The sequence below is a fragment of the Buchnera aphidicola (Protaphis terricola) genome (genome assembly GCF_964059145.1).
Lineage (GTDB): Bacteria > Pseudomonadota > Gammaproteobacteria > Enterobacterales > Enterobacteriaceae > Buchnera > Buchnera aphidicola_BP.
The window spans coordinates 289,453-311,200 of sequence record NZ_OZ060405.1; the positions used below are offsets into that span (position 1 = coordinate 289,453).

The 21,748-nt window shown below is 20.9% G+C and carries 17 protein-coding genes; 11 read left to right on the top strand and 6 right to left on the bottom strand.

Annotated features, from left to right (window positions below; all coding sequences use genetic code 11):
• Positions 1-146 precede the first annotated feature (146 nt).
• Together AB4W67_RS01365 and topA are read left to right on the top strand one after the other, a co-directional pair.
• Positions 147-881 (top strand): pseudouridine synthase, encoded by a 735-nt coding sequence (locus AB4W67_RS01365; RefSeq protein WP_367682779.1) that lies wholly within the window; start codon positions 147-149, stop codon positions 879-881.
• A 134-nt stretch (positions 882-1,015) separates the two neighbouring features.
• Positions 1,016-3,583 carry a type I DNA topoisomerase gene (gene topA, locus AB4W67_RS01370; protein ID WP_367682780.1) on the top strand — a complete coding sequence of 856 codons (2,568 nt, stop codon included), beginning with the start codon at positions 1,016-1,018 and terminating at the stop codon, positions 3,581-3,583.
• Positions 3,584-3,590: 7 nt separating this feature from the next.
• On the opposite strand, the gene AB4W67_RS01375 is transcribed toward topA, so the two are convergent.
• Positions 3,591-4,379 carry an inositol monophosphatase family protein gene (locus tag AB4W67_RS01375; protein WP_367682781.1) on the bottom strand — a complete coding sequence of 263 codons (789 nt, stop codon included), beginning with the start codon at positions 4,377-4,379 and terminating at the stop codon, positions 3,591-3,593.
• Positions 4,380-4,582: 203 nt separating this feature from the next.
• Here AB4W67_RS01375 and rlmN point away from each other — a divergent pair, with 203 nt between their 5' ends.
• The 4 genes from rlmN (at position 4,583) to glyA (ending at position 9,528) form a co-directional block, all read left to right on the top strand.
• Positions 4,583-5,674 (top strand): 23S rRNA (adenine(2503)-C(2))-methyltransferase RlmN, encoded by a 1,092-nt coding sequence (gene rlmN / locus AB4W67_RS01380; RefSeq protein WP_367682782.1) that lies wholly within the window; start codon positions 4,583-4,585, stop codon positions 5,672-5,674.
• Between the two features lie 118 nt (positions 5,675-5,792).
• On the top strand, positions 5,793-6,881 hold the full coding sequence (gene ispG / locus AB4W67_RS01385; protein WP_367682783.1) for a flavodoxin-dependent (E)-4-hydroxy-3-methylbut-2-enyl-diphosphate synthase: 1,089 nt from the start codon (positions 5,793-5,795) through the stop codon (positions 6,879-6,881).
• 59 nt (positions 6,882-6,940) lie between these two features.
• The gene (gene hisS / locus AB4W67_RS01390; protein WP_367682784.1) at positions 6,941-8,218 is read left to right on the top strand and encodes a histidine--tRNA ligase; all 1,278 of its coding nucleotides are present in this window, start codon (positions 6,941-6,943) and stop codon (positions 8,216-8,218) included.
• 56 nt (positions 8,219-8,274) lie between these two features.
• The gene (glyA, locus tag AB4W67_RS01395) at positions 8,275-9,528 is read left to right on the top strand and encodes a serine hydroxymethyltransferase (RefSeq protein WP_367682785.1); all 1,254 of its coding nucleotides are present in this window, start codon (positions 8,275-8,277) and stop codon (positions 9,526-9,528) included.
• Positions 9,529-9,589: 61 nt separating this feature from the next.
• Here the strand turns inward: glyA and bioD are convergent, their stop codons facing one another.
• Positions 9,590-10,294, bottom strand: coding sequence for a dethiobiotin synthase (gene bioD, locus AB4W67_RS01400; RefSeq protein ID WP_367682786.1), 705 nt, complete (start codon positions 10,292-10,294; stop codon positions 9,590-9,592).
• A 176-nt stretch (positions 10,295-10,470) separates the two neighbouring features.
• Entirely contained in the window at positions 10,471-11,493 is a 1,023-nt protein-coding gene (bioB, locus tag AB4W67_RS01405) for a biotin synthase BioB (protein ID WP_367682787.1), read from the bottom strand.
• Positions 11,494-11,571: 78 nt separating this feature from the next.
• On the opposite strand from bioB, the gene bioA reads away from it, so the two are divergent.
• Positions 11,572-12,858, top strand: coding sequence for an adenosylmethionine--8-amino-7-oxononanoate transaminase (gene bioA / locus AB4W67_RS01410; RefSeq protein ID WP_367682788.1), 1,287 nt, complete (start codon positions 11,572-11,574; stop codon positions 12,856-12,858).
• A 10-nt stretch (positions 12,859-12,868) separates the two neighbouring features.
• On the opposite strand, the gene pgl is transcribed toward bioA, so the two are convergent.
• Together pgl and mfd are read right to left on the bottom strand one after the other, a co-directional pair.
• Positions 12,869-13,873 carry a 6-phosphogluconolactonase gene (gene pgl / locus AB4W67_RS01415; RefSeq protein ID WP_367682789.1) on the bottom strand — a complete coding sequence of 335 codons (1,005 nt, stop codon included), beginning with the start codon at positions 13,871-13,873 and terminating at the stop codon, positions 12,869-12,871.
• A 62-nt stretch (positions 13,874-13,935) separates the two neighbouring features.
• Positions 13,936-16,335, bottom strand: a complete 2,400-nt coding sequence (mfd, locus tag AB4W67_RS01420; protein WP_367682790.1) for a transcription-repair coupling factor — start codon at positions 16,333-16,335, stop codon at positions 13,936-13,938.
• Between the two features lie 307 nt (positions 16,336-16,642).
• On the opposite strand from mfd, the gene AB4W67_RS01425 reads away from it, so the two are divergent.
• From AB4W67_RS01425 to gap, 4 genes are all read left to right on the top strand, one after another.
• The gene (locus tag AB4W67_RS01425) at positions 16,643-17,839 is read left to right on the top strand and encodes an ABC transporter permease (RefSeq protein ID WP_367682274.1); all 1,197 of its coding nucleotides are present in this window, start codon (positions 16,643-16,645) and stop codon (positions 17,837-17,839) included.
• On the top strand, positions 17,832-18,521 hold the full coding sequence (gene lolD / locus AB4W67_RS01430; protein ID WP_367682275.1) for a lipoprotein-releasing ABC transporter ATP-binding protein LolD: 690 nt from the start codon (positions 17,832-17,834) through the stop codon (positions 18,519-18,521). The genes AB4W67_RS01425 and lolD overlap by 8 nt, the downstream gene beginning before the upstream one ends.
• The gene (locus AB4W67_RS01435; protein WP_367682276.1) at positions 18,522-19,763 is read left to right on the top strand and encodes an FtsX-like permease family protein; all 1,242 of its coding nucleotides are present in this window, start codon (positions 18,522-18,524) and stop codon (positions 19,761-19,763) included.
• 78 nt (positions 19,764-19,841) lie between these two features.
• On the top strand, positions 19,842-20,843 hold the full coding sequence (gap, locus tag AB4W67_RS01440; RefSeq protein ID WP_367682277.1) for a type I glyceraldehyde-3-phosphate dehydrogenase: 1,002 nt from the start codon (positions 19,842-19,844) through the stop codon (positions 20,841-20,843).
• Between the two features lie 113 nt (positions 20,844-20,956).
• On the opposite strand, the gene queF is transcribed toward gap, so the two are convergent.
• Positions 20,957-21,748 (bottom strand): NADPH-dependent 7-cyano-7-deazaguanine reductase QueF, encoded by a 792-nt coding sequence (gene queF / locus AB4W67_RS01445; RefSeq protein WP_367682278.1) that lies wholly within the window; start codon positions 21,746-21,748, stop codon positions 20,957-20,959.

Consider the following 21,748-nt stretch of genomic DNA (forward strand, 5'->3'; position numbering starts at 1 on the left):
ACAAAATAAAAAAATACAATTAGATATTTTTTAAATTATATTTAATACATTATTATTTTTTATTTTTAAAATATTATTATCTATTTTGATTTATTTTAAGAATAATTTTATTCTAATATTTTTAAAATATTAAAAGGTATTTTTAAATGAAAGAAAAAATACAAAAAATACTTGCTAACTTAGGTTATGGTTCTCGTCGTTATATAGAATCTTTAATTAAACAAGGAAATATATATATAAATAGTAAAAAAGCAACCATTGGTCAATATTTAGATAAAAATAATCCAGGAAATGTTTTTATTAATAAAAAAAAAATAATTTTTAGGCAAAATATAAAATTAAAAATGATTATTTATAATAAGCCAGTAGGAGAAATTTGTACTAGAAATGATCCTGAAAAACGATTAACTATATTTAATAAATTACCTAATTTAAAATTAAGTAGATGGATTAATATTGGAAGACTAGATATTAATACTAAAGGATTATTATTATTAACAAATAATGGAGATTTAGCAAATCAACTTATGCATCCTAAAAATCAAATAGAAAGAGAATATTACATACGTGTTTTTGGTAAAATAAATACAAATGCAATAGAAACTTTAAAAAAAGGTATAATTATTAAAAATAATTATATTAAATTTAAACATATTGAACCAATTTTTCAAAAAAAAAATAAAAATCAATGGTTTAAAGGTATTTTATGTGAAGGTAAAAATCATGAAATTAGATTAATTTTTCAATCTATTAATTGTCAAGTTAATAAACTAATTAGAATAAGATATGGAAATATCTTGTTACCAAAAGATCTAAAAGAAGGAGAATGGAAAAAAATTAATAATAGATTATTAATTAATTTATGTAAATTAATTAGATAATATTTTTTAAGAAATATAATTATGTATTTAAAAAGTTAAATTTTTAAAAAAATCTTATTTTAATATTAACATTATATTAAAATTACATATTAATTATTTTTTAAATTTTCTACATCATTTATTGGGTTAAAATAATGTCTAAGTTTTTAGTTGTAGTAGAATCACCAGTAAAAGCAAAAACTATAGATCAATATTTAGGTAAAAATTATATAGTTAAATCTAGTATTGGTCATATTCGTGATTTATTAAGTAATAAATATATAAAAGAAAAAAAAAATAATTATTCTTTTTTAAAACATAATGAACAAAAAAAAATAATAGAAAAAATGGGAATTAATCCATATGAAAATTGGAGTTTTAAATATTATATTTTACCTGGTAAAGAAAAAATTATTAATGAACTAAAAAATATTGCAAATCAAGTAGATCGTATATATCTTGCTACAGATCTAGACAGAGAAGGAGAAGCAATAGCTTGGCATTTAAAAGAAGTTATTGGTGGAGATCCTAGTAAGTTTGTTCGAGTAGTATTTAATGAAATAACTAAACATTCAATTAAAAAAGCTTTTAAAAATGTTACTCAAATTAATATGAATCGAGTATATGCTCAACAAGCTCGTAGATTTATGGATCGAATTGTAGGTTATATGATTTCACCATTGCTATGGAAAAAAATTTGCAGAGGTTTATCTGCAGGACGTGTTCAATCAGTTGCTGTTAGAATTGTTACAGAAAGAGAAAATGAAATAAAAAATTTTCAAGAAAAAGAAAAATGGAAAATAAAAATTCAGTTTATTTCATCTAATAAAAAAAAACTTGTAATGGATCTTACACATTTTAAAAATAAAATACTTAATTTAAATAATAAAAAAGAAGTAAATTCTATAGTTAAAAAACTTGAACATTTATCTTTTTATATTACAGATCGAAAAGATAAAATTTTATATAAAAAGTCACCAGCTCCTTTTATTACTTCTACTTTACAACAAGCATCTAGTATTCATTTAGGTTTTAGCGTAAAAAAAACAATGTTTTTAGCACAAAAATTATATGAAGAAGGTTATATAACTTATACAAGAACCGATTCTTTTCATGTTAGTGATTATGCAATTAAAAAAGCAAGGAATTATATAAAAAAACATTATGGTTTTGATTTTTTACCTAAAACAGAAAATAAATATAAAAATCAAATATCTTCTCAAGAAGCACATGAAGCAATTCGTCCTACAGATATAGAAAAATTTAGTATAAATAAAAATCTTATTAATTTAGATGCAATTAAATTATATAAACTAATATGGAATCAGTTTATAGCATCTCAAATGAAATCTGAAAAACATAAATCTATTACATTAAAAATTATAGTAGATCAATTTAAATTAAAAGCTACTGAAAATATTACACTTTTTGAAGGCTGGACAAAAATATTTAAACAATCAAAATTAATTGAATTAAATTTTTTAGATTTTAAAATTAATGATATTTTAATTATAAAAAAAATTTTAACTAATCAAGTATTTACTAAACCATCTCCACGATTCAATGAAGCGTCTTTAGTTCGTGAATTAGAAAAAAAAGGAATTGGAAGGCCTTCTACTTATTCTAGTATAATAACAAAAATAAAAGATAAAGGTTATTTAAAAGTCAAAAATAATAAATTTTATGCGAGCAAAATAGGTAAAATTATTATTATGCAATTAAAAAGACATTTTACTGACTTAGTAAATTATGATTTTACTGCGCGTATGGAAAAGCAACTAGATGAAATTTCTGCTAATCGAATTTCTTGGAAAAACGTATTAAATATATTTTTCAAAAATTTTTCTAAACAGTTTGAATTAGCTCAAAAACCTCCAGAGGAAGGTGGAATGATTAATAATATTAATGTTCTTACAGATATTGATTGTTCTAATTGTAATAAAAAAATGGTTATTAAAACGGCAATTACAGGTGTTTTCCTAAGTTGTTCTGGATATAATTTAAAACCTGGAATACGTTGTAAAAATACTATAAATTTAATTTCATTAGATAACTTTGATTTAATTGAAACAAATCATAAAAAAAATAAAGAAAAACAAAAAAAATGTAATAAATGTAACATTATAATGGATTCATATTTAATTAATAAAAATTTAAAAATTTATATTTGTGATAATAATCCGTTATGTAATATTTATTATTTAGAGAAAGGAAATTTTCAAAGTCCTATTTATTTATCTAAAATATTATACTGTGATAAATGTCAAAATAATATGTTATTAAAAATAGGTAAATTTGGAAAATTTTTTATATGCAGTAATAAAGTATGTAAAAATAAAAGAAAAATTTTACCTAATGGTGAAATTTCAGAACCTAAATTAGAGCCTATTCCATTTCCTGAGATATTATGTAAAAAATCTAATACATGGTTTGTTTTAAGAGAAGGTGTATCTGGTATTTTTTTTGCTGCTTATACCTTTCCTAAATCAAAAGAAACTCGATCTCCTTTTGTAGAAGAATTAGTTAGATTTAAACATTTGCTTCCTAAAAAATTACATTATCTAACTAATGCACCAATAGTAGATGACAAAGGTAATAAAACAATAATTTGTTTTGATAAAATAAATCAAAAACAATATATTGCTTCTAAAAAAGAAGGAAAATTTACAGGTTGGTCAGCATTTTTTATTAAAAATAAATGGTGTACTTTTAATAAGTCATAATGATTAATTATTGAACTGTATAATTTTTACATATTTTTTCAATAATTAACTTAATAAGTGCAGGACTACTAGTTAAATTTAAAATAAATTTAGTATTCTTTTCTGTTAAATTAGTTGTTAAATATCCAGATTCTATTGTTTGTAAATGCCCTGCAATAAAATTAATAGAATTAAATAATTTAAAATCAATCATTAAACAATCTATTTTACCAGAAGAAACATATGCTAAATCAAGTAAAGTTGATCCAGTATATCGAAATGATATTCCATATAAAGTTAATTTTTCATATATATTAAAATAAGATTTAGAATATATTTCTTTAAACATTAAATTTATTGATATTACAGAGCCATTTAAATTATTTAAATTAGTACAACGTGTTCGATATCCATTTAATTGAGAACCCTGCCCTCTAACAGAGGTAAATAAATCATTTTTTATAGGATCATATATTACTGATATTTCTGTTTTTTTCTTTAAAATTATAGCTATTGCTATACAAAAATGTGGAAAATTTTTAATAAAATTTTTTTTTCCATCTAATTCATTTACGATCCAAAATATTTTTTTATCATCTGATATATAATGAGCATTTTTTTTTACAATAATATGATTTGGATAATATTTATAAATTATTTTGCTAATAGTTTGATATGTTTCATGCATAACTTGTTTAATAAAATATTGTTTTTTTTCAAAATCATTTTTAATAAATTTTTGAGTATCATAATTTTTTATGATTATATTTCCTCCTTTTCTAATTGCTCGAACTGCAATATTTAGCATAGGGTGCATTAAATTCTCCTAAAAATAATTTATTTTATATAATATCTATGTTTAATTATAGTATATATAATATTACCATAATTTAAATATATTTAATATTTTTTCATTATTTAAATAGATTTTTTAATTTTTAATAATTTCTTAAATTTTTTATATAAATTATATTTATCTTAAAATAAACTTATATTTATTTTTTTTATTAAGGTATTTAAATGTGTACAAATATAAATTTAAATATTTTACCTACTAAAATTAATTTATTAGATTTAGATGAAAAAAAAATGCAATTATTTATTTCATCTATTGGAGCAAAAAGTTTTACTACCGAACAAATTATGAAGTGGATTTATAATTATAATTGTCATGATTTTAATAAAATGTTTAATATTAGTAAAAAAATTCGAAACAAATTAAATCAAATTTCATATATAAATATGAAAAATTTTTCAGAAGAAAGAATTTCTTCCGATGGTACTATAAAATGGATCACATCTTTAAATAATCAAAAAATAGAAACAGTTTATATACCAGAAAAAAAACGTTCTACTTTATGTATTTCATCACAAATTGGATGTCCTTTAAAATGTAAATTTTGTGCTACAGGAAAAGAGGGGTTTAATAGAAATTTAAAAGTTTCTGAAATTATTTCTCAGATTTTGCAAGCAAAAATAAGATTAAAACAAAAAAAAATAACTAATATTGTATTTATGGGAATGGGCGAACCATTATTAAATTTAAATAATATTATTACATCGTTAAATATTATTTTACATAAAAATGGATTTGGATTATCTAAGCGTCGTATTACTTTATCAACTTCAGGAATTATACCTGCATTAGATAAATTAAGTCAGAAAATTGATATTAATTTAGCAATTTCTTTGCATGCACCAAATAATTATATTAGAAATTCAATTATGCCTATTAATAAAAAATATAATATTCAATCTCTTTTAAGTTCAGTATCTAAATATTTAAAACATTCAAATGCAAATCATAATGGAGTTACTATAGAATACGTAATGCTTCATAATATTAATGATTCTATTAAACATGCAGAGGAATTATCATATATTCTAAGGAATATACCTAGTAAAATAAATCTTATTCCTTGGAATGTATTTAAATATTCTAATTTTAAATGTAGCTCTTCAGATACAATTAATGTTTTTGCAAACGTTTTAAGAAATCATGGATTTAATACAACAATTAGAAAAAATAGAGGCAAAGATATTAATGCAGCATGTGGTCAGTTAGTTGGAAATGTAATTAGTCGTAATAAAAAACCATTTATAATTTTATAATAAAATTATACTATACTAGTTTAAAGTTTATTTTAATAAATAAAAATTTTTTTTTGAATTAAAATATTTCTTTTAATTTTTTAATAATAAATATTCACAATAAGTATATATAATTATAATGAATACATATAAAACTATTAATAGAAGAAAATCTGATCGTATTTATATAGGAAATGTGCCTATTGGAGATAATGCTCCTATTGCTGTACAATCTATGACTAATACAAAAACAACAGATATAAAAAATACAATTAGTCAAATTACTCAGCTAAAAAAAGTTGGAGTTGACATCATAAGAATTTCTGTCCCTACAGAAGAATCAGCGAAAGCATTTAAAATAATTAAAAAACAAGTAAATATTCCATTAATAGCAGATATACATTTTGATTATAGATTGGCAATTCAATCTATAAAATATGGAGCAGATTGTTTAAGAATTAATCCTGGAAATATTGGAAATAAAAAAAGAATAAATGAAATTATTAATTGTGCTAAATATAATAATGTTCCAATTAGAATAGGTGTAAATGCTGGTTCATTAGAACATGATATATTAAAAAAATATAAATTTCCTATTCCTGAAGCTTTAGTGGAATCTGCTATAAGACATGTTGAGTATTTTGATAGTTTAAATTTCAATCAATTTAAAGTTAGTATAAAATCATCTGATGTTTTTACTACAGTGCAAGCAAACCAAATATTATCAAAAAAAATCACTCAACCTATACATATTGGAATTACAGAATCTGGAAATTTTCGTAATGGAACTGTTAAATCATCTATTGGGCTTTTTTTATTATTATCATCTGGTATAGGAGATACTTTAAGAGTTTCTTTAGCGGCATGTCCTACTAAAGAAGTCAAGGTAGGTTATGATATCTTAAAAGTTTTAGGAATTCGATCAAGAGGTATTAATTTTATTGCTTGTCCAACATGTTCTAGACAAGAGTTTGATGTTATTAATGTGGTAAATCAATTAGAAAAAAAACTTGAAGATATTGAAACTTCTATGAATGTTTCGATTATTGGTTGTCTTGTTAATGGAATAGGAGAAGCTAAAATAGCTGATATAGGTGTTACTGGAAGTTATAAAAAAAGTGCATTATATAAAGATGGAGTACGTCAAAAAAACAAATTAAATAATTCAAATATAGTAAAAGAGTTAGAAATACAAATTCGTCGAAAATTAGATGAATCAAAAAATTGAATATTTTAAAAAAAATAATATTTAATAATTTAATGTATACTTAATTATAAGAGATCATAGTGAATAAAAAAATTAATTCAATTCGAGGAATGCATGATTATTTTAATCAAGATTTAAATATTTGGAATATATTGGAAAAAAATTTTAAACAAGTATTAAATAGTTATGCTTATGAAGAAATTAAATTTCCTATATTAGAAAGAACAGAAATTTTTCAACGAACTATTGGAAAAGTTACAGATATAATAGAAAAAGAAATGTATTCATTTATTGATAAAAATGGTCATAGTTTGACTTTACGACCGGAAGGAACAGTTGGATGTGTTAGAGCCTTAATACAAAATAATTTATTGTATAAAAAAAAACAAAAATTTTGGTATTTAGGTCCTATGTTTAGATATGAAAGACCTCAATATGGAAGATATCGACAATTTTATCAATTAGGTGCAGAAATATTTGGATTAGATACCATAGATATTGATTTAGAAATAATTTTATTAACAAATCGTTTATGGAAAATGCTTGGTATTAATTCATATTTAACTTTAGAAATAAATTCAATAGGTTTACGATTAGATCGTATCAAATATCAAGAAAAATTAATATATTTTTTAGAGCAAAATAAATCTTATTTAGATGATGAATCTAAACAACGATTATATAATAATCCACTTCGAATTTTAGATTCAAAAAATTTAAATATTCAAAAAATCTTAAAAAAAGCTCCATTATTAAGTAATTATATTAATAAAAAGTCGATAGATAAATTTAATAATTTATGCCATATGATTAATTTATATAAAATAAAATATAAATATAATCCGAATTTAGTTAGAGGTCTAGATTATTATAATGATACAGTTTTTGAATGGAAAAGTAAAAATATAGGATCTAAAAATACTATTTGTGCTGGTGGACGATATGATTTTTTAGTGCAAGAATTAGGTGGAAAAAAAACATCAGCAATAGGATTTGCTATTGGAATTGAACGATTAATTTTATTAATAAAAAAATTAAATATTTTCCCTTATGATATAGAGAAAATTAATATCTATATTATTTTTATTGGCGAAGAAAATAAAACTTATGCTATTAATTTATCAGAAGAAATTAGAAATATTTATCCTAAATTAAAAATATTTATAAATTTTTTAAATATTAGTCTTTCAAAAAAAATAAAACATGCTGTTGAATCATGTGCTCGTATTGTTATTTTAATAGGTGAAAATGAAGTAAAAAAAAATTTCTATTTAGTAAAAGAATTAAAAAATAAAAAAGAATCATATCTTTCCAAAAATGAATTAATATTAAAAATTAAAAATATTTTTAAAAAATAGTTATATAATAAAATTAATTAAAAAATTTTATTATAACTATTAATAATAGGAAAAAAATGTTTAATAAAAAAATTGAATTTAAAAAATATGACCCAGAATTATGGACAGCTATGTATCAAGAAAAAAAAAGGCAAGAAAATCATATTGAATTAATTGCGTCAGAAAATTATGCTAGTAATTATGTTATGTATGCACAAGGTTCTCAATTAACAAATAAGTATGCAGAAGGTTATCCCGGTAAAAGATATTATGGTGGTTGTGAACACATAGATACTATAGAAAAATTGGCTATCAATCGTGCAAAAAAATTATTTAATTCTGATTATGCTAATGTTCAACCTCATTCTGGATCTCAAGCTAATTTTGCTGTTTATGCAGCTCTTTTATCTCCTGGAGATACGATTTTAGGTTTAAATTTATCTCATGGTGGTCATTTAACACATGGTTCTTCTGTAAATTTTTCAGGTAAATTATATAAAGCAATTACTTATGGAGTTGATGATAATGGTATTATTAATTATGAAGAAATTGATAAATTAGCAAAAGAATATCAACCTAAAATGATTATTGGTGGTTTTTCAGCATATTCTGGTATTTGTGATTGGTCTAAAATGCGTTCAATTTCAGATAAAGTAAATGCTTATTTAGTTGTAGATATATCACATATAGCTGGATTAGTTGTTACAAAACTTTATCCTAATCCAATTGAATATGCACATGTTGTAACTAGCACAACACATAAGACATTATCTGGTCCAAGAGGAGGTATTATTCTTGCGAAAAATGGTAGTTCTTTATTTTATAAAAAATTAGATTTATCTGTTTTTCCAGGTAGTCAAGGCGGCCCACTTATGCATGTTATTGCTGGAAAAGCAATTGCTTTCAAAGAAGCTTTAGAACCAAATTTTAAGAAATACCAAAAACAAATTTTAAAAAATGCAAAGATTATGGTTAAAACTTTTTTAGAAAAAGGATATGAAATTGTTTCAGGAAATACTTATAATCATTTGTTTTTAATTAATTTAATGAACAAGAAAATTACGGGTAAAGATGCTGATATTGCTTTAGGTCAAGCAAATATTACTGTAAATAAAAATACAGTTCCAAACGATATAAGAAGCCCTTTTATTACTTCTGGAATACGTATTGGAACCCCTGCAGTTACAAGAAGAGGTTTTAAAGAATTAGAAATGATTAAAGTGACGAACTGGATGATAAGAATTTTAAATGATATTAAAGATACAAAAAATATTTTTAAGATTAAAAAAAAGGTATTAGAACTTTGTTCTGAATATCCAGTTTATATTTAAATTAAAAAAATATATCCATCTTTGTTAATAAAAAATATTATTTTTACTATATAAAAATGTTTTATTCAGGTAATTGAATTTTTATTTTATTAATATTAATTTTATTTCTATTTTTTAAATAAGGGATTACTCCTAATAATGGTGATTTAATATAATTTAACAAAGTTTGGATATAATATGAATTATACTTATTATTTGGAAGAATATTATTAGCTATCCATCCTACACATATTAACTGATCTGAAAGTATAGATTTTTCAGTTAAAATTGCATGATTTATACATCCTAATTTAATTCCTACAACTAAAATAACTCTTAATTTTTCTTCTTTCACCCAATCTGCAAAAGTATATGTATTAGATATAGGTGTATACCATCCACCAGCTCCTTCAATTAAAATCCAATTAGATTTTTTAGATATTTTTTTTAAACCTAAAGATAAATATTCTTTTTTTATTTTTCTTTTTTTAATAATACTTAATATATTAGGGGGTGCATTTTCAATAAATGTAATTGGATTAACTTCTTTATAATGTAAGTAAACGGAGCTATTTTTTTTTAAAATAAAAGCATCTTCGTTAATAAATTTAAATTTACTTTTATAAGTATTAGAGTTAATATTTTTATATTTTTTCATACCAGAAGAAATTGGTTTATAAGCTGCTGTTTGATATCCATAATATTGAGCTTTTTTTAATAAAATACTACTTGTAGTTGTTTTTCCTACATTTGTATCAGTACCAGTAATAAAAAATTTTTTTATCATAATTTATTTTTATTTTTTAAAGAGTATATTTTTTAAATAATATTAATGTATTAATATACAAAATAAATCTTTTATTAATTTTATTTAAATTAGTTTTATTTATTTTATTTTATTGACATAATATATATATTTAAATTTTTAATAAAAATTTTTTATTTTAAAATATTTATTTATTTTTATATTGCAGCATTATAATACTGTTTTTTATTTAATTTAAATAATTTTAAACTATTTTTATTTTTTTCTTTTTGATTTTGTTTGCTATATTCAGGTGATAAGTTTAGTTTTTTAAATAAATTTAAATCGTTTATTTCTTTTGGGTTTTTTGCAGTTAATAATTTACATCCATAAAAAATTGAATTTGCACCAGCCATAAAACACATAGCTTGTGTTTGATCATTCATGTTATTTCTACCTGCTGATAATCTAATGTAAGATTTTGGTAACATAATACGAGTTGCTGCGATAACTCTAATAAAATCAAATGGATCTACATCTATATTATTTTCCATTGGCGTTCCCGGTACCTTTACCAACATATTGATTGGAACACTTTCAGGTTGTATATCTAAATTAGATAACTCCATTAATAATTCCATTCTATCTTGTATTTTTTCGCCTAATCCAATAATTCCTCCAGTACAAATTTTCATCCCAGCGTTTCTAACTATTTTTAAAGTATTTAAACGTTCTTCGTATGTTCTTGTAGTTACAATATTTTTATAAAAATTAGAAGATGTGTCTAAATTATGATTATAAAAATCTAAACCTGCTTTTGATAATTTCTTTGCTTGAATATTATTTATTGTTCCTAAAGTCATACAAGTTTCCATACCCATTTTTTTGATCTCTTTAATAATTTTTTCTAAATATGGTATATCTTTTTCATTAGGATGTTTCCATGCTGCTCCCATGCAAAAACGTGTAGAACCTGATTCTTTTGCATATTTTGCTGATTTTAAAATTTTATCTAATTCTAATAATTTATTTTTTTTTAATTCTGTTTTATATCTTGCGCTTTGCGGGCAATATTTACAGTCTTCTGGACATGCTCCTGTTTTAATAGATAATAATGTACTAATTTGTATTTTATTTGGATTAAAATATTTACGATGTTTTTTTTGAGCCTCAAATATAAGGTCAAAAAATGGTTTATTAAATAATATTTTTGTATTTTTCAAGGTCCATTTTTGTTTCATATAGTCTCCAAAAAAATTATGATTTTATTTACTTAAAAGTTTATAATAAACTATTCAATATTTTATATATAAATTAAAATGAGTCAATCTGATATGTTATTTGATGCTAAACATATTTGGCATCCATATTCTTCTTTAATTAAACCTGTTTCTTGTTATTCTATTATCTCAGCTAAAGGAGTATATTTAAAGTTAAAAAATGGAAAAAAAATAATAGATGGTATGTCTTCATGGTGGTCTACTATACATGGTTATAATAATCCTATATTAAATAAAGCTTTAAAAAAACAAATTAAAAAGATTTCTCATGTTATGTTTGGAGGAATAACACATCCCTCAGCTATTTTGCTTTGTAAAAAATTAATTAAATTAACTCCAAAAAAATTAGAATGTATTTTTCTTTCAGATTCTGGATCAATTGCTATTGAAGTAGCAATTAAAATGTTAATACAATATTGGGAAGCTCTAGGACAAAATAGAACAAAAATATTAACAATTAAAAATGCATATCATGGTGATACCTTTGGAGCTATGTCTATTTCTGATCCAAATAATTCTATGCATAAAATATATAATCATTTTTTACCAAAAAATTTATTTGCAAATGCTCCATGTTCTAATTTTAATGACCATTGGAACTCTAATGATATTATATCATTTAAAAAAATAATAAAAAAAAATATCTTTACAATTGCTGGTGTAATATTAGAACCAATTGTGCAAAGCGTAGGAGGTATGAAATTTTATCATCCTATATTTTTAAAAAAAGTAAAAGAGCTATGTCAAAATTATTCAATTCCATTAGTTTTTGATGAAATAGCAACAGGATTTGGACGAACTGGAAAATTTTTTGCTTTTGAACATGCTAATGTAATTCCTGATATATTATGCTTAGGAAAAGCTATAACTGGTGGTACAATAACACTAGCAGCAACTTTAACTTCAAGACATATTGCTAATACTATTAGCAATAGTAGCACTCGTTGTTTTATGCATGGACCTACGTATATGGCAAATCCATTAGCTTGCTCTGCAGCAAATGCTAATATAAAAATTTTAGAGAAAAATCAATGGCAAGAACAAGTAAGTAATATAGAAAAAGAACTTAACATAAATTTATTACCATTAATTAATCATCCTAGAGTTATTGATGTGCGTGTATTAGGTGCTATTGGTGTAGTAGAATGTTCAAAATTTATTAATTTAGAATTAATACAAAATTTTTTTGTAAAAAACGGTGTTTGGATTAGACCTTTTAGAAAATTAATTTATATTGTACCACCTTATATTATTAGTATAGAAGATTTAAAAAAATTAATTTATATTATTAAAAAGTCTTTAGATCAAAATATATTTTTTATTTAATAAAATATTACTAAATTGGATATGTAATAATCCACAATGGTTCTTTACCTGTGGAATATCTATTTAATTTTTCTAAATTCCCTGTATTTATATCTATTTTATATATGGTAAATTTATTAGATTTTTGACCTGCAACTAATATATATTTATTATATTTATCAATACAAAATGTTCTTGGCTGTATTTCTGTGGGATAATGTTTAATAAGAATAATTTTTCCATTTTTTTTATTAATATTAAATAATGTAATATTATTTAAAATTCGATCAGAAACATATAAAAAATTACCATTTGATGTTATCTGAATATCAGATGACCAATATTTGTTTGTAATAATATGATTTTTTACTATTGATATATTTTGTATATGTTTTACTTGAACTATTTTTTCTTTTATATATATTTTCCATGCATCTATAGTTCCATTGAGTTCATTTATGTTATAAAGAAAATCTTGGTTAGGATGAAAAACAATATGACGTGGACCTGAATTATATTTAGTTTGAATATATTTTTGTTGAGTATTTTTTAATATACCATATTTTGTTAAATAATATAAGTAAATAGTATCTTCTTTTAAAGAAGTAATAAATAATACATTATATTTAGTATTAAACAAAGCAGAATGGCAGCCATTGATATTATGAATAATTTGTATAGGATTTTTAGGATTTCCATTTTGACTCAATGGTATAACACTCATAGAATTATGATGGTATGAACTACAAAATAAGAATTTTTTATCTGGACTAAAAGAAATATAATTTGAACTTCCTGGAATATTTTTTTCTCCTTGTTTGAATAAAGTACCATTTTTTTTAATAGTGTAGATAAGTATTCGATTTTTTGGACGAACACCTACATATAATAAATTTTTACTTTTAATAAAATTTATTGGTTGCACATTTCCATCAACATGAACAGTTTGAATAATTTCCATTTTTCCATCTGGATATAATTTCCATACTTCTATTGTTTGACTTTCTGAATTTGCAATATAAACAATTTGTTTCATATAATTCCTATGATTGAAATTTTAAAATATATAATAAAATTATTTAAAATAAATAATATATTTTATGAAGTTATATTTAATTTTTTTAAAAAATCTAAAATCCATTTTAAACGTAATGAATTATTTTGAAAATTATGAAAAAACTGTAGCTTTTTATCATTTATCATTTTCCATAAAGTTGGTTCTTCTTTAAAAATTGAAATTAAATATTGCATATCAATTAAATTATTTTTATTAAATTTTATTACTCCATTTGATTGATTAGATTTAATATATATGATTCCAATTTTTTTTGCTAATAATTTAATTTTAGCAATTAAGATTAAATTTTCAGATATAGTAGGCAATTTACCAAATTGATTTAATAGTTCTAAATATATTTCTTTTATTTCATTATTATTTTTAGCGTTTTCAATTTTTTCATAAAAAAATAATCGTTGATTAATATCAGAAATATAATTATCTGGAAATAAAGCGGGTACATTTAACTGAATTTCTGATTTTTTAATAAAATCATCAAGAGGTATTTTTTTTTTCCCTTGTTTTAAAAATTTGATAGCTTTATTTAATAATTTTATGTATAGATTAATACCTATGCTATTAAAATTACCACTTTGTTCTTTTCCAATTAATTCACCAATTCCTCTAATTTCTAAATCTCGATTAGATAAATTAAAACCACCGCCAAAATTATTTGTTAAGCTAATAGCTTCTAATCTTTGCTTTGCATTTAATGTAATAGTTTTAAAATTATTAATAAGTAAAAAAGCATATCCTTGATCATTAGAACGTCCAATTCTACCCCTAAGTTGATGTAATTGAGACAATCCAAAATGATCAGCATTTTCAATAATCATTGTATTTGCTTTAGGTATATCAATTCCACTTTCTATAATAGTGGTACAAACTAATATATTAAAATGATTTTGATAAAATTCATTCATTATTTCTTTTAGTTCAATACTATTCATTTTTCCATGAGCCACTTTAATTTTAGCAGTTGGAATTAATTTTGATAGTTTTATCGCTATATCATTAATACCTTTAATTTTATTATATATATAATATATTTGACCACCTCTAGAAAGTTCTTGATAAATAGCTTTTTTTATTAAATTAAAATTATATTCTTCTATAAAAGTTTTTATTTTTTTTCTTTTATTTGGAGGATTAGATATAATAGATAAGTCTTTTATTCCATGTATAATCATATTTAATGTTCTAGGAATAGGCGTAGCTGTTAAAGTAAGTATATCAATATGACCGTATGTTTTTTTAATTATCTCTTTTTGAAGAACACCAAATCTATGTTCTTCATCAATAATTAATAAACCAAGATTAAACCATGTAATATTTTTAAATAAAATTTTATGAGTAGCTATTAGGATGTTAATTTGACCAATTTTAATTTTTTTTAAAATATTTTCTTCTTCTTTCTTACTTTTAAATCTAGATAGTATATCTATATGAATGGACCAATTTTTAAATCGTTTTAAAAAACTATTAAAATGTTGTTCTGCTAATAATGTTGTAGGCACTAAGAAAATAGTTTGTTTTTTATTTAATGCGCATAAAAAAGCAGCTCTAATAGCTATTTCTGTTTTTCCAAAACCTACATCTCCACAAATTAATCTATCCATTGGAGTATTTTTATACATATCATTTAATACAGCATTTATAGCTTTTTCTTGATCAATAGTAATTTGAAATGGAAAATCTTTACAAAAAAGATTATATTCTTGTTCATATTTTTTAAAAGAAAATCCCTTTTTAGATAATCTATTTGCATATATATTCAATAAAATTGCTGCATAATCATATAAATTTTTGCTAATTTTATTTTTTTCTTTATCCCATTTATCATTTCCTAATTTATTCAAAGTAATATTTTTTTCTAACTTGTCATATGGAGAAACTAAATGCAAATATGAAATAGGAACATATAATTTATCACCATCTGCATATAAAATAACTAAATACTCCGATTCACAGCTAGCTGTTTTTATTGTGGTGAGTCCTTGATATTTTCCAATTCCATGTTGAATATGTATAACAAAATCATTATTTTTTAATTGATATAAAAATTTATTTTGAAATAATTCAGATTTATTTATAATTTGAATATTTGAAAAAATTTCTTTTGTTGAAATAAATAAAAAGTTTTTTTTAGTATCAAAAAAACTATTATATAAATTTTCTATAATATAATAAAAATTATATTTTTTATTAATTTCAAAAATATTCTTTATATATTTAGGATAAATTTTTTTTAAATTTAAAATCTTTAAAAAACTTATTAAACATTCTTTTTTTGTTATAAAAAAAATAGTTTTTCCTGAAAAATTATATAAAAAATTTAAAATCTTATTAAAATTTTTTTTATCTAAATTATCTTTAAAAAAATTTATTAATTTATATTTAATAAAATTTTTATTTTGCATGTTTTTTAATACTATTTTCATAATAAAATGTTTTATAAAAATAAAATGAATATTTTTAATTTTAACTAAAAATTTTTAAAAATCATAAAGAAAAAATTAAATTTAAAAAAAATTAAAAATATATCTTTAAATATAATTATTTTTCTTTATATTATTATTAAAAAGAATATACTTAATAAATTTTTTATTTTAAATTTAATGATTGTATTATTAATTTATTAGAATATTTTTTAATTTAAATTAATGTTTTATATTAAATAAATATTTTAACAAAATATATATTTAATTATGATAAAATTTTTAATAAAAATAATATAAGAAAGTATAAATGTATAAACCTATATATATATTTATTGGTTTACGTTATTTATGGAACGATAAATTAACAAATTTTAAAAAAATACTTACTATTTTATCTATTTTAGGTATCAGTATTGGTATTTCATCAATTATTATCACAACATCTTTATTTAATGGATTTCAAGATGAATTTAAAAAACGTTTTTTATCATTTATTCCACATTTGATTATTACTAATAAAAATTACTATATAAATAAATTAGAATTTCCTAAAGAAATTTTAAAATTTAATAATATTGAAAAAATATCTAGTTTTATTAGCAGCAAAGTATTCATTAAAAATAAAAATAACATTTCTATAGCTGAGTTGCTTGCTTTTAAGAAAAATATTACTGATCATTTTAAATTCTATAATGTTGAAAAATTTTTATATAAATTAAATTCTTCAAAAAATAATATAATTATAGGTAAGCAATTATCAAAAAAACTTAATTTAAATATTAATGATTTAATTAAATTAATAATATTTCCTAATAATAAAAAATTATTAATAGAAAATAATGAAGAAAAAATATTTAAAATTGTTGGTATATTTGAAACAAAAAATGAAATCGATAATTATCAAATACTAATAAATAATACAGATGCTTTAAATTTATTAAAATATCATAAAGATTATATAACTGGTTGGAGAGTATGGTTTAAAAATCCATTTTATTATGATATTAATATAATTAAAAAAATAAGAAATAATTTACTTTTTTTAGATTGGAAATCACAACAAGGAGAATTTTTTAAAATAGTTCAAATTGAAAAATATATCATGTTACTTTTTTTTATTTTAATTTTAATTATTGTAAGTTTTAATATATTTATTAATTTAACAATAAGCATGATAGAAAAAAAAAATATTATTGCCATTTTACAAACATGTGGATTATGTTATAGAAAAATTATACTAATATTTATTACATTAGGTTCTAGTGTAATAATTATCGGAAGTATGTTAGGTACTTTAATTAGTTTTTTATTAATTTTTCAAAAAAAATTTTTAAATTTTATAATTAATATTTTTTTTAGTAACATATCTATTTCATTAAAAATATATCCTATGCAAATTATTTTAATTAATACTATATTTATATTAATTTCTATTTTATCGATACTATATCCTATTTGGAATATTGTTAAATCAACACCTGCTAGAATTTTATCTCATGAATAATATAATATTAAAATGTATTAATCTTACTAAATTTTATCAAGATGATATAAAAAAGACTCATATTTTAAAAAATATATCCTTTCATCTTTATCAAGGTGAAATAGCTGTAATTATTGGAAAATCAGGATCTGGAAAAAGTACATTATTGCATTTAGTTAGTGGTTTAGAACAACCTACATCTGGAACTATTTATTTTAATGGTATATTATTAAATTCAATGTCATCTAATCAAATATCTAAATTAAGAAATTTAAATTTAGGATTTATTTACCAGTTCCATCATTTACTTCTAGATTTTAATGTACTTGAAAATGTCTCAATACCTTTATTAATTAGTAATAAAACTATAAGAGAAGCTAAAGAAAAATCATATGAAATATTAAAAAAAATTCGTTTAGAAAAAAAAATTAATAAATATCCATATGAGTTATCTGGCGGCGAAAGACAGCGTGTAGCAATTGCAAGGGCTTTTGTTAATCAACCAAATTTAATAATAGCAGATGAACCAACTGGTAATTTAGATCTTCATAATTCAAAAATTATTTTTGATTTAATATTTAAGTTTAATAAAGATTTTAATACTTCTTTTATAATTGCAACACATGATCTTAATTTGGCTAATCAAGCTAGCACCTTATTTGAAATGAAAGATAAAACACTCAATATAATAAAGAAATATTAAATGAATTTTTTACCATTTTTTATTGCAAATCGTTTATATTTTAAAAATAATAAAGATTATATATTTTTTTTAATTTCAATATTATCTAAGGTAGGTATTGCTTTAAGTATTTTTACATTAATTATTAGTATTAGCGCTATTAATGGTTTTAAAATATTATTAAATAAAAATGTTTTATCATCTTTACCTCATGGTATTATAAAATCAATATATAAACCATTTGTATCTTGGGATAAAATGATAAAAAACATCAATTGTTTAGATAATATTAATTATTCTGAACCATATATTTTAATGAATAGTATTTTATTAAAAGATACAAAGATAAAATTTTTTAATATTAAAAGTTTTAAAAATATTAAGTATATAAAAAAATATTTTTCTTTTCAAAAAATAGATAATCAATTTAAAAAATTAAATAACATTAAAAATAATCAAATTATTATATCTTCTAATATATCTGAATATTTATCCTTAAAAAAAGGAGATTGGGTTGATTTAATTATTTTAGATAATAATTTTTCTTTTAAAAATAAAAGAGTAAAAATTTTTTCTTTTCAAATTAAATCTATATTTAATTCAAATAGTATTATAAATTCTAATATTGGACTTGTTCCTTTTTCGTTTTTTCAAAATAATTTTAATATTAAAAATAATATAAATGCTATTGAATTATATATGTCTAATCCCTTAGAAGCTAAAAAAACTATTTTAAATATAGCTCAAAAAATTAATGTTCCTATTTTTTTATATACATGGATTAATAGCTATAAATATATATATGATGATATTAATAAAACTAAAATAATTATATATATTACATTATTTTTACTAATCATAATATCTTGCTTCAGTATTATATCTATATCTTTATTATCTATATCTAAAAAGACAAAAGATATTGCTATTTTACGTAGTATAGGCGCTAATAATTTTCTTATTCAATTAATTTTTTTATATTATGGTATGCGTTTTATTTTTGTAAGTAGTTTTATTGGTATAATAACTGGTACTTTGACAGTTTTAAATTATAAAAAAATTACGTTTTTTCTAGAAAAATTTTTTCATCATAGTTTGTTATTAAATAATATTTATTATCAAAATTTTTTATTGTTAAAAATAAATATATCAGATTTAATTAATATTTTTATTATTACGATAATAATAGCAATTTTAACAAATTGGTATCCTGCATATTATGCTTCAAAAATAGATCCTAATAAAATATTAAAAAAATTTTAAATTTTTAATATAAAAATATTTTAATGAGTTAAAAAATTTATTATAAATTTAGTAATTATATAAAGTAATGGTGAAATTATGACTATTAAAGTAGGTATTAATGGATTTGGTCGGATTGGACGAGTTTTATTTCGTTTAGCTCAAAAACGTAAAAATATTGAAATTGTAGCAATAAATGATTTAATAGATCCTGAATATATAGCATATATGTTAAAATATGACTCTACACATGGTGTATTTCAAGAAAAAATTGAAGTAAATAATCAAAATATCATTATTAACGGAAAAAAAATTAGAATTACTTCAATAAAAGACCCTAAAAAATTAATATGGGGTGATTTATCAATTGATGTTGTAATTGAATCTACTGGACTATTTTTAACTAGAGATACTGCATATCAACATATTTTATCAGGAGCAAAAAAAGTAGTTCTTACTGGTCCTTCTAAAGATAACATTCCTATGTTTGTTAAGGGAGCAAATTTTGATAAATATCAAGGTGAAAATATTGTATCTAACGCATCTTGCACTACTAATTGTTTAGCTCCTTTATCTAAAGTAATAGATGATAATTTTAAAATCATTGAAGGTTTAATGACAACTGTACATGCTAGTACATCTACTCAAAAAGTTGTTGATGGACCTTCTAAAAAAGATTGGAGAGGGGGTCGAGGTGCTTTTCAAAATATTATTCCCTCCTCAACTGGAGCAGCAATTGCTGTAGGAAAAGTTTTACCTAATTTAAATGGAAAATTAACAGGAATAGCATTTCGTGTTCCTACAACTAATGTATCTGTAGTTGATTTAACAGTTCGTTATAAAAAATCAGCTACATATAAAGATATATGTGATGTAATTAAACAAGCTTCTAAAGAAGATATGAAAGGTATTTTGGGTTATACAGAAGATCAAGTGGTATCTACAGATTTTAATGGAGAAGAGTTAACTTCTATATTTGATGTTCAAGCTGGTCTATCATTAAATAAAAACTTTGCTAAATTAATTGCTTGGTATGATAATGAAACTGGTTATTCTAGTAAAGTACTAGATTTAGTTACTTTAGTTTATAATAGTTTATAAAACTAAAAATATTTATTAATTTAATTTTTTATAATTTATATTAAATAAGCAATATTAAGCATTTACTTAATACTGCTTATTTATATAAAAAAAATTAATAAATAATAAAAATTTTACTGTCTTGATAATCTAATCAAATAAGGTTTAAAATTTGTATTACTACGCCATGGATTAATATCAATTCCACCTCTTCTATTATATCTTGCATATACACTAAGTTTTTCCGGTTTACAAAGAGTTTGAATATCATTAAATATTCTTTCAATACATTCTTCATGAAATTCATTATGTGTTCGAAATGAAACTAAATATTTTAGTAATGCTGAATGATTAATTTTTTGACCGGTATATATAATATTAATTGAAGCCCAATCAGGTTGTTGAGTTATAGGACAATTTGATTTAAATAAATTACTATATAAAGATTCAGTTACTATTTTTCTTTTTTTAGCTGAATTTTTTAAAAATAATTTATTATAAGTGTATGATTTAATAATAACTTTATTATTATCTATACATATACCATTGAATTTTGATAATCCCATATTTTTAATTTTATTTAAATCAAATAATTTTACAGAAACATTACCTAGCACACATTTTTTTAAATCTGATTCAATTTGTTTAATTAAATTATGACTATTTTTAAATTTTTTTTGATTTAAATTATTTAAATAAATTTTTAAACTTTTAGATTCAATAATTTTTTTACTGCTAATATCAAATTCAATTATAGCAATAGAAACTTTTGGTAAACCATTTAAATTTAACCAGGATAGTTCATATATAGTCCAAATATCTTGACCAATAAATGGAAGATTTTTATAATTTATTTTAATATTTTTACGATGATTTTTTCGAAGTATACCATGTAATAAATTAAACTGATTTATTTTATCAATCAT

Bases quoted from the DNA above. Each gene is read 5' to 3' on its own strand.
- AB4W67_RS01365 (WP_367682779.1), top strand. From the start codon at position 147: ATGAAAGAAAAAATACAAAAAATACTTGCTAACTTAGGTTATGGTTCT.
- topA (WP_367682780.1), top strand. From the start codon at position 1,016: ATGTCTAAGTTTTTAGTTGTAGTAGAATCACCAGTAAAAGCAAAAACT.
- AB4W67_RS01375 (WP_367682781.1), bottom strand. From the start codon at position 4,379: ATGCACCCTATGCTAAATATTGCAGTTCGAGCAATTAGAAAAGGAGGA.
- rlmN (WP_367682782.1), top strand. From the start codon at position 4,583: ATGTGTACAAATATAAATTTAAATATTTTACCTACTAAAATTAATTTA.
- ispG (WP_367682783.1), top strand. From the start codon at position 5,793: ATGAATACATATAAAACTATTAATAGAAGAAAATCTGATCGTATTTAT.
- glyA (WP_367682785.1), top strand. From the start codon at position 8,275: ATGTTTAATAAAAAAATTGAATTTAAAAAATATGACCCAGAATTATGG.
- bioD (WP_367682786.1), bottom strand. From the start codon at position 10,294: ATGATAAAAAAATTTTTTATTACTGGTACTGATACAAATGTAGGAAAA.
- bioB (WP_367682787.1), bottom strand. From the start codon at position 11,493: ATGAAACAAAAATGGACCTTGAAAAATACAAAAATATTATTTAATAAA.
- bioA (WP_367682788.1), top strand. From the start codon at position 11,572: ATGAGTCAATCTGATATGTTATTTGATGCTAAACATATTTGGCATCCA.
- pgl (WP_367682789.1), bottom strand. From the start codon at position 13,873: ATGAAACAAATTGTTTATATTGCAAATTCAGAAAGTCAAACAATAGAA.
- mfd (WP_367682790.1), bottom strand. From the start codon at position 16,335: ATGAAAATAGTATTAAAAAACATGCAAAATAAAAATTTTATTAAATAT.
- AB4W67_RS01425 (WP_367682274.1), top strand. From the start codon at position 16,643: ATGTATAAACCTATATATATATTTATTGGTTTACGTTATTTATGGAAC.
- lolD (WP_367682275.1), top strand. From the start codon at position 17,832: ATGAATAATATAATATTAAAATGTATTAATCTTACTAAATTTTATCAA.
- AB4W67_RS01435 (WP_367682276.1), top strand. From the start codon at position 18,522: ATGAATTTTTTACCATTTTTTATTGCAAATCGTTTATATTTTAAAAAT.
- gap (WP_367682277.1), top strand. From the start codon at position 19,842: ATGACTATTAAAGTAGGTATTAATGGATTTGGTCGGATTGGACGAGTT.
- queF (WP_367682278.1), bottom strand. From the start codon at position 21,748: ATGATTGATAAAATAAATCAGTTTAATTTATTACATGGTATACTTCGA.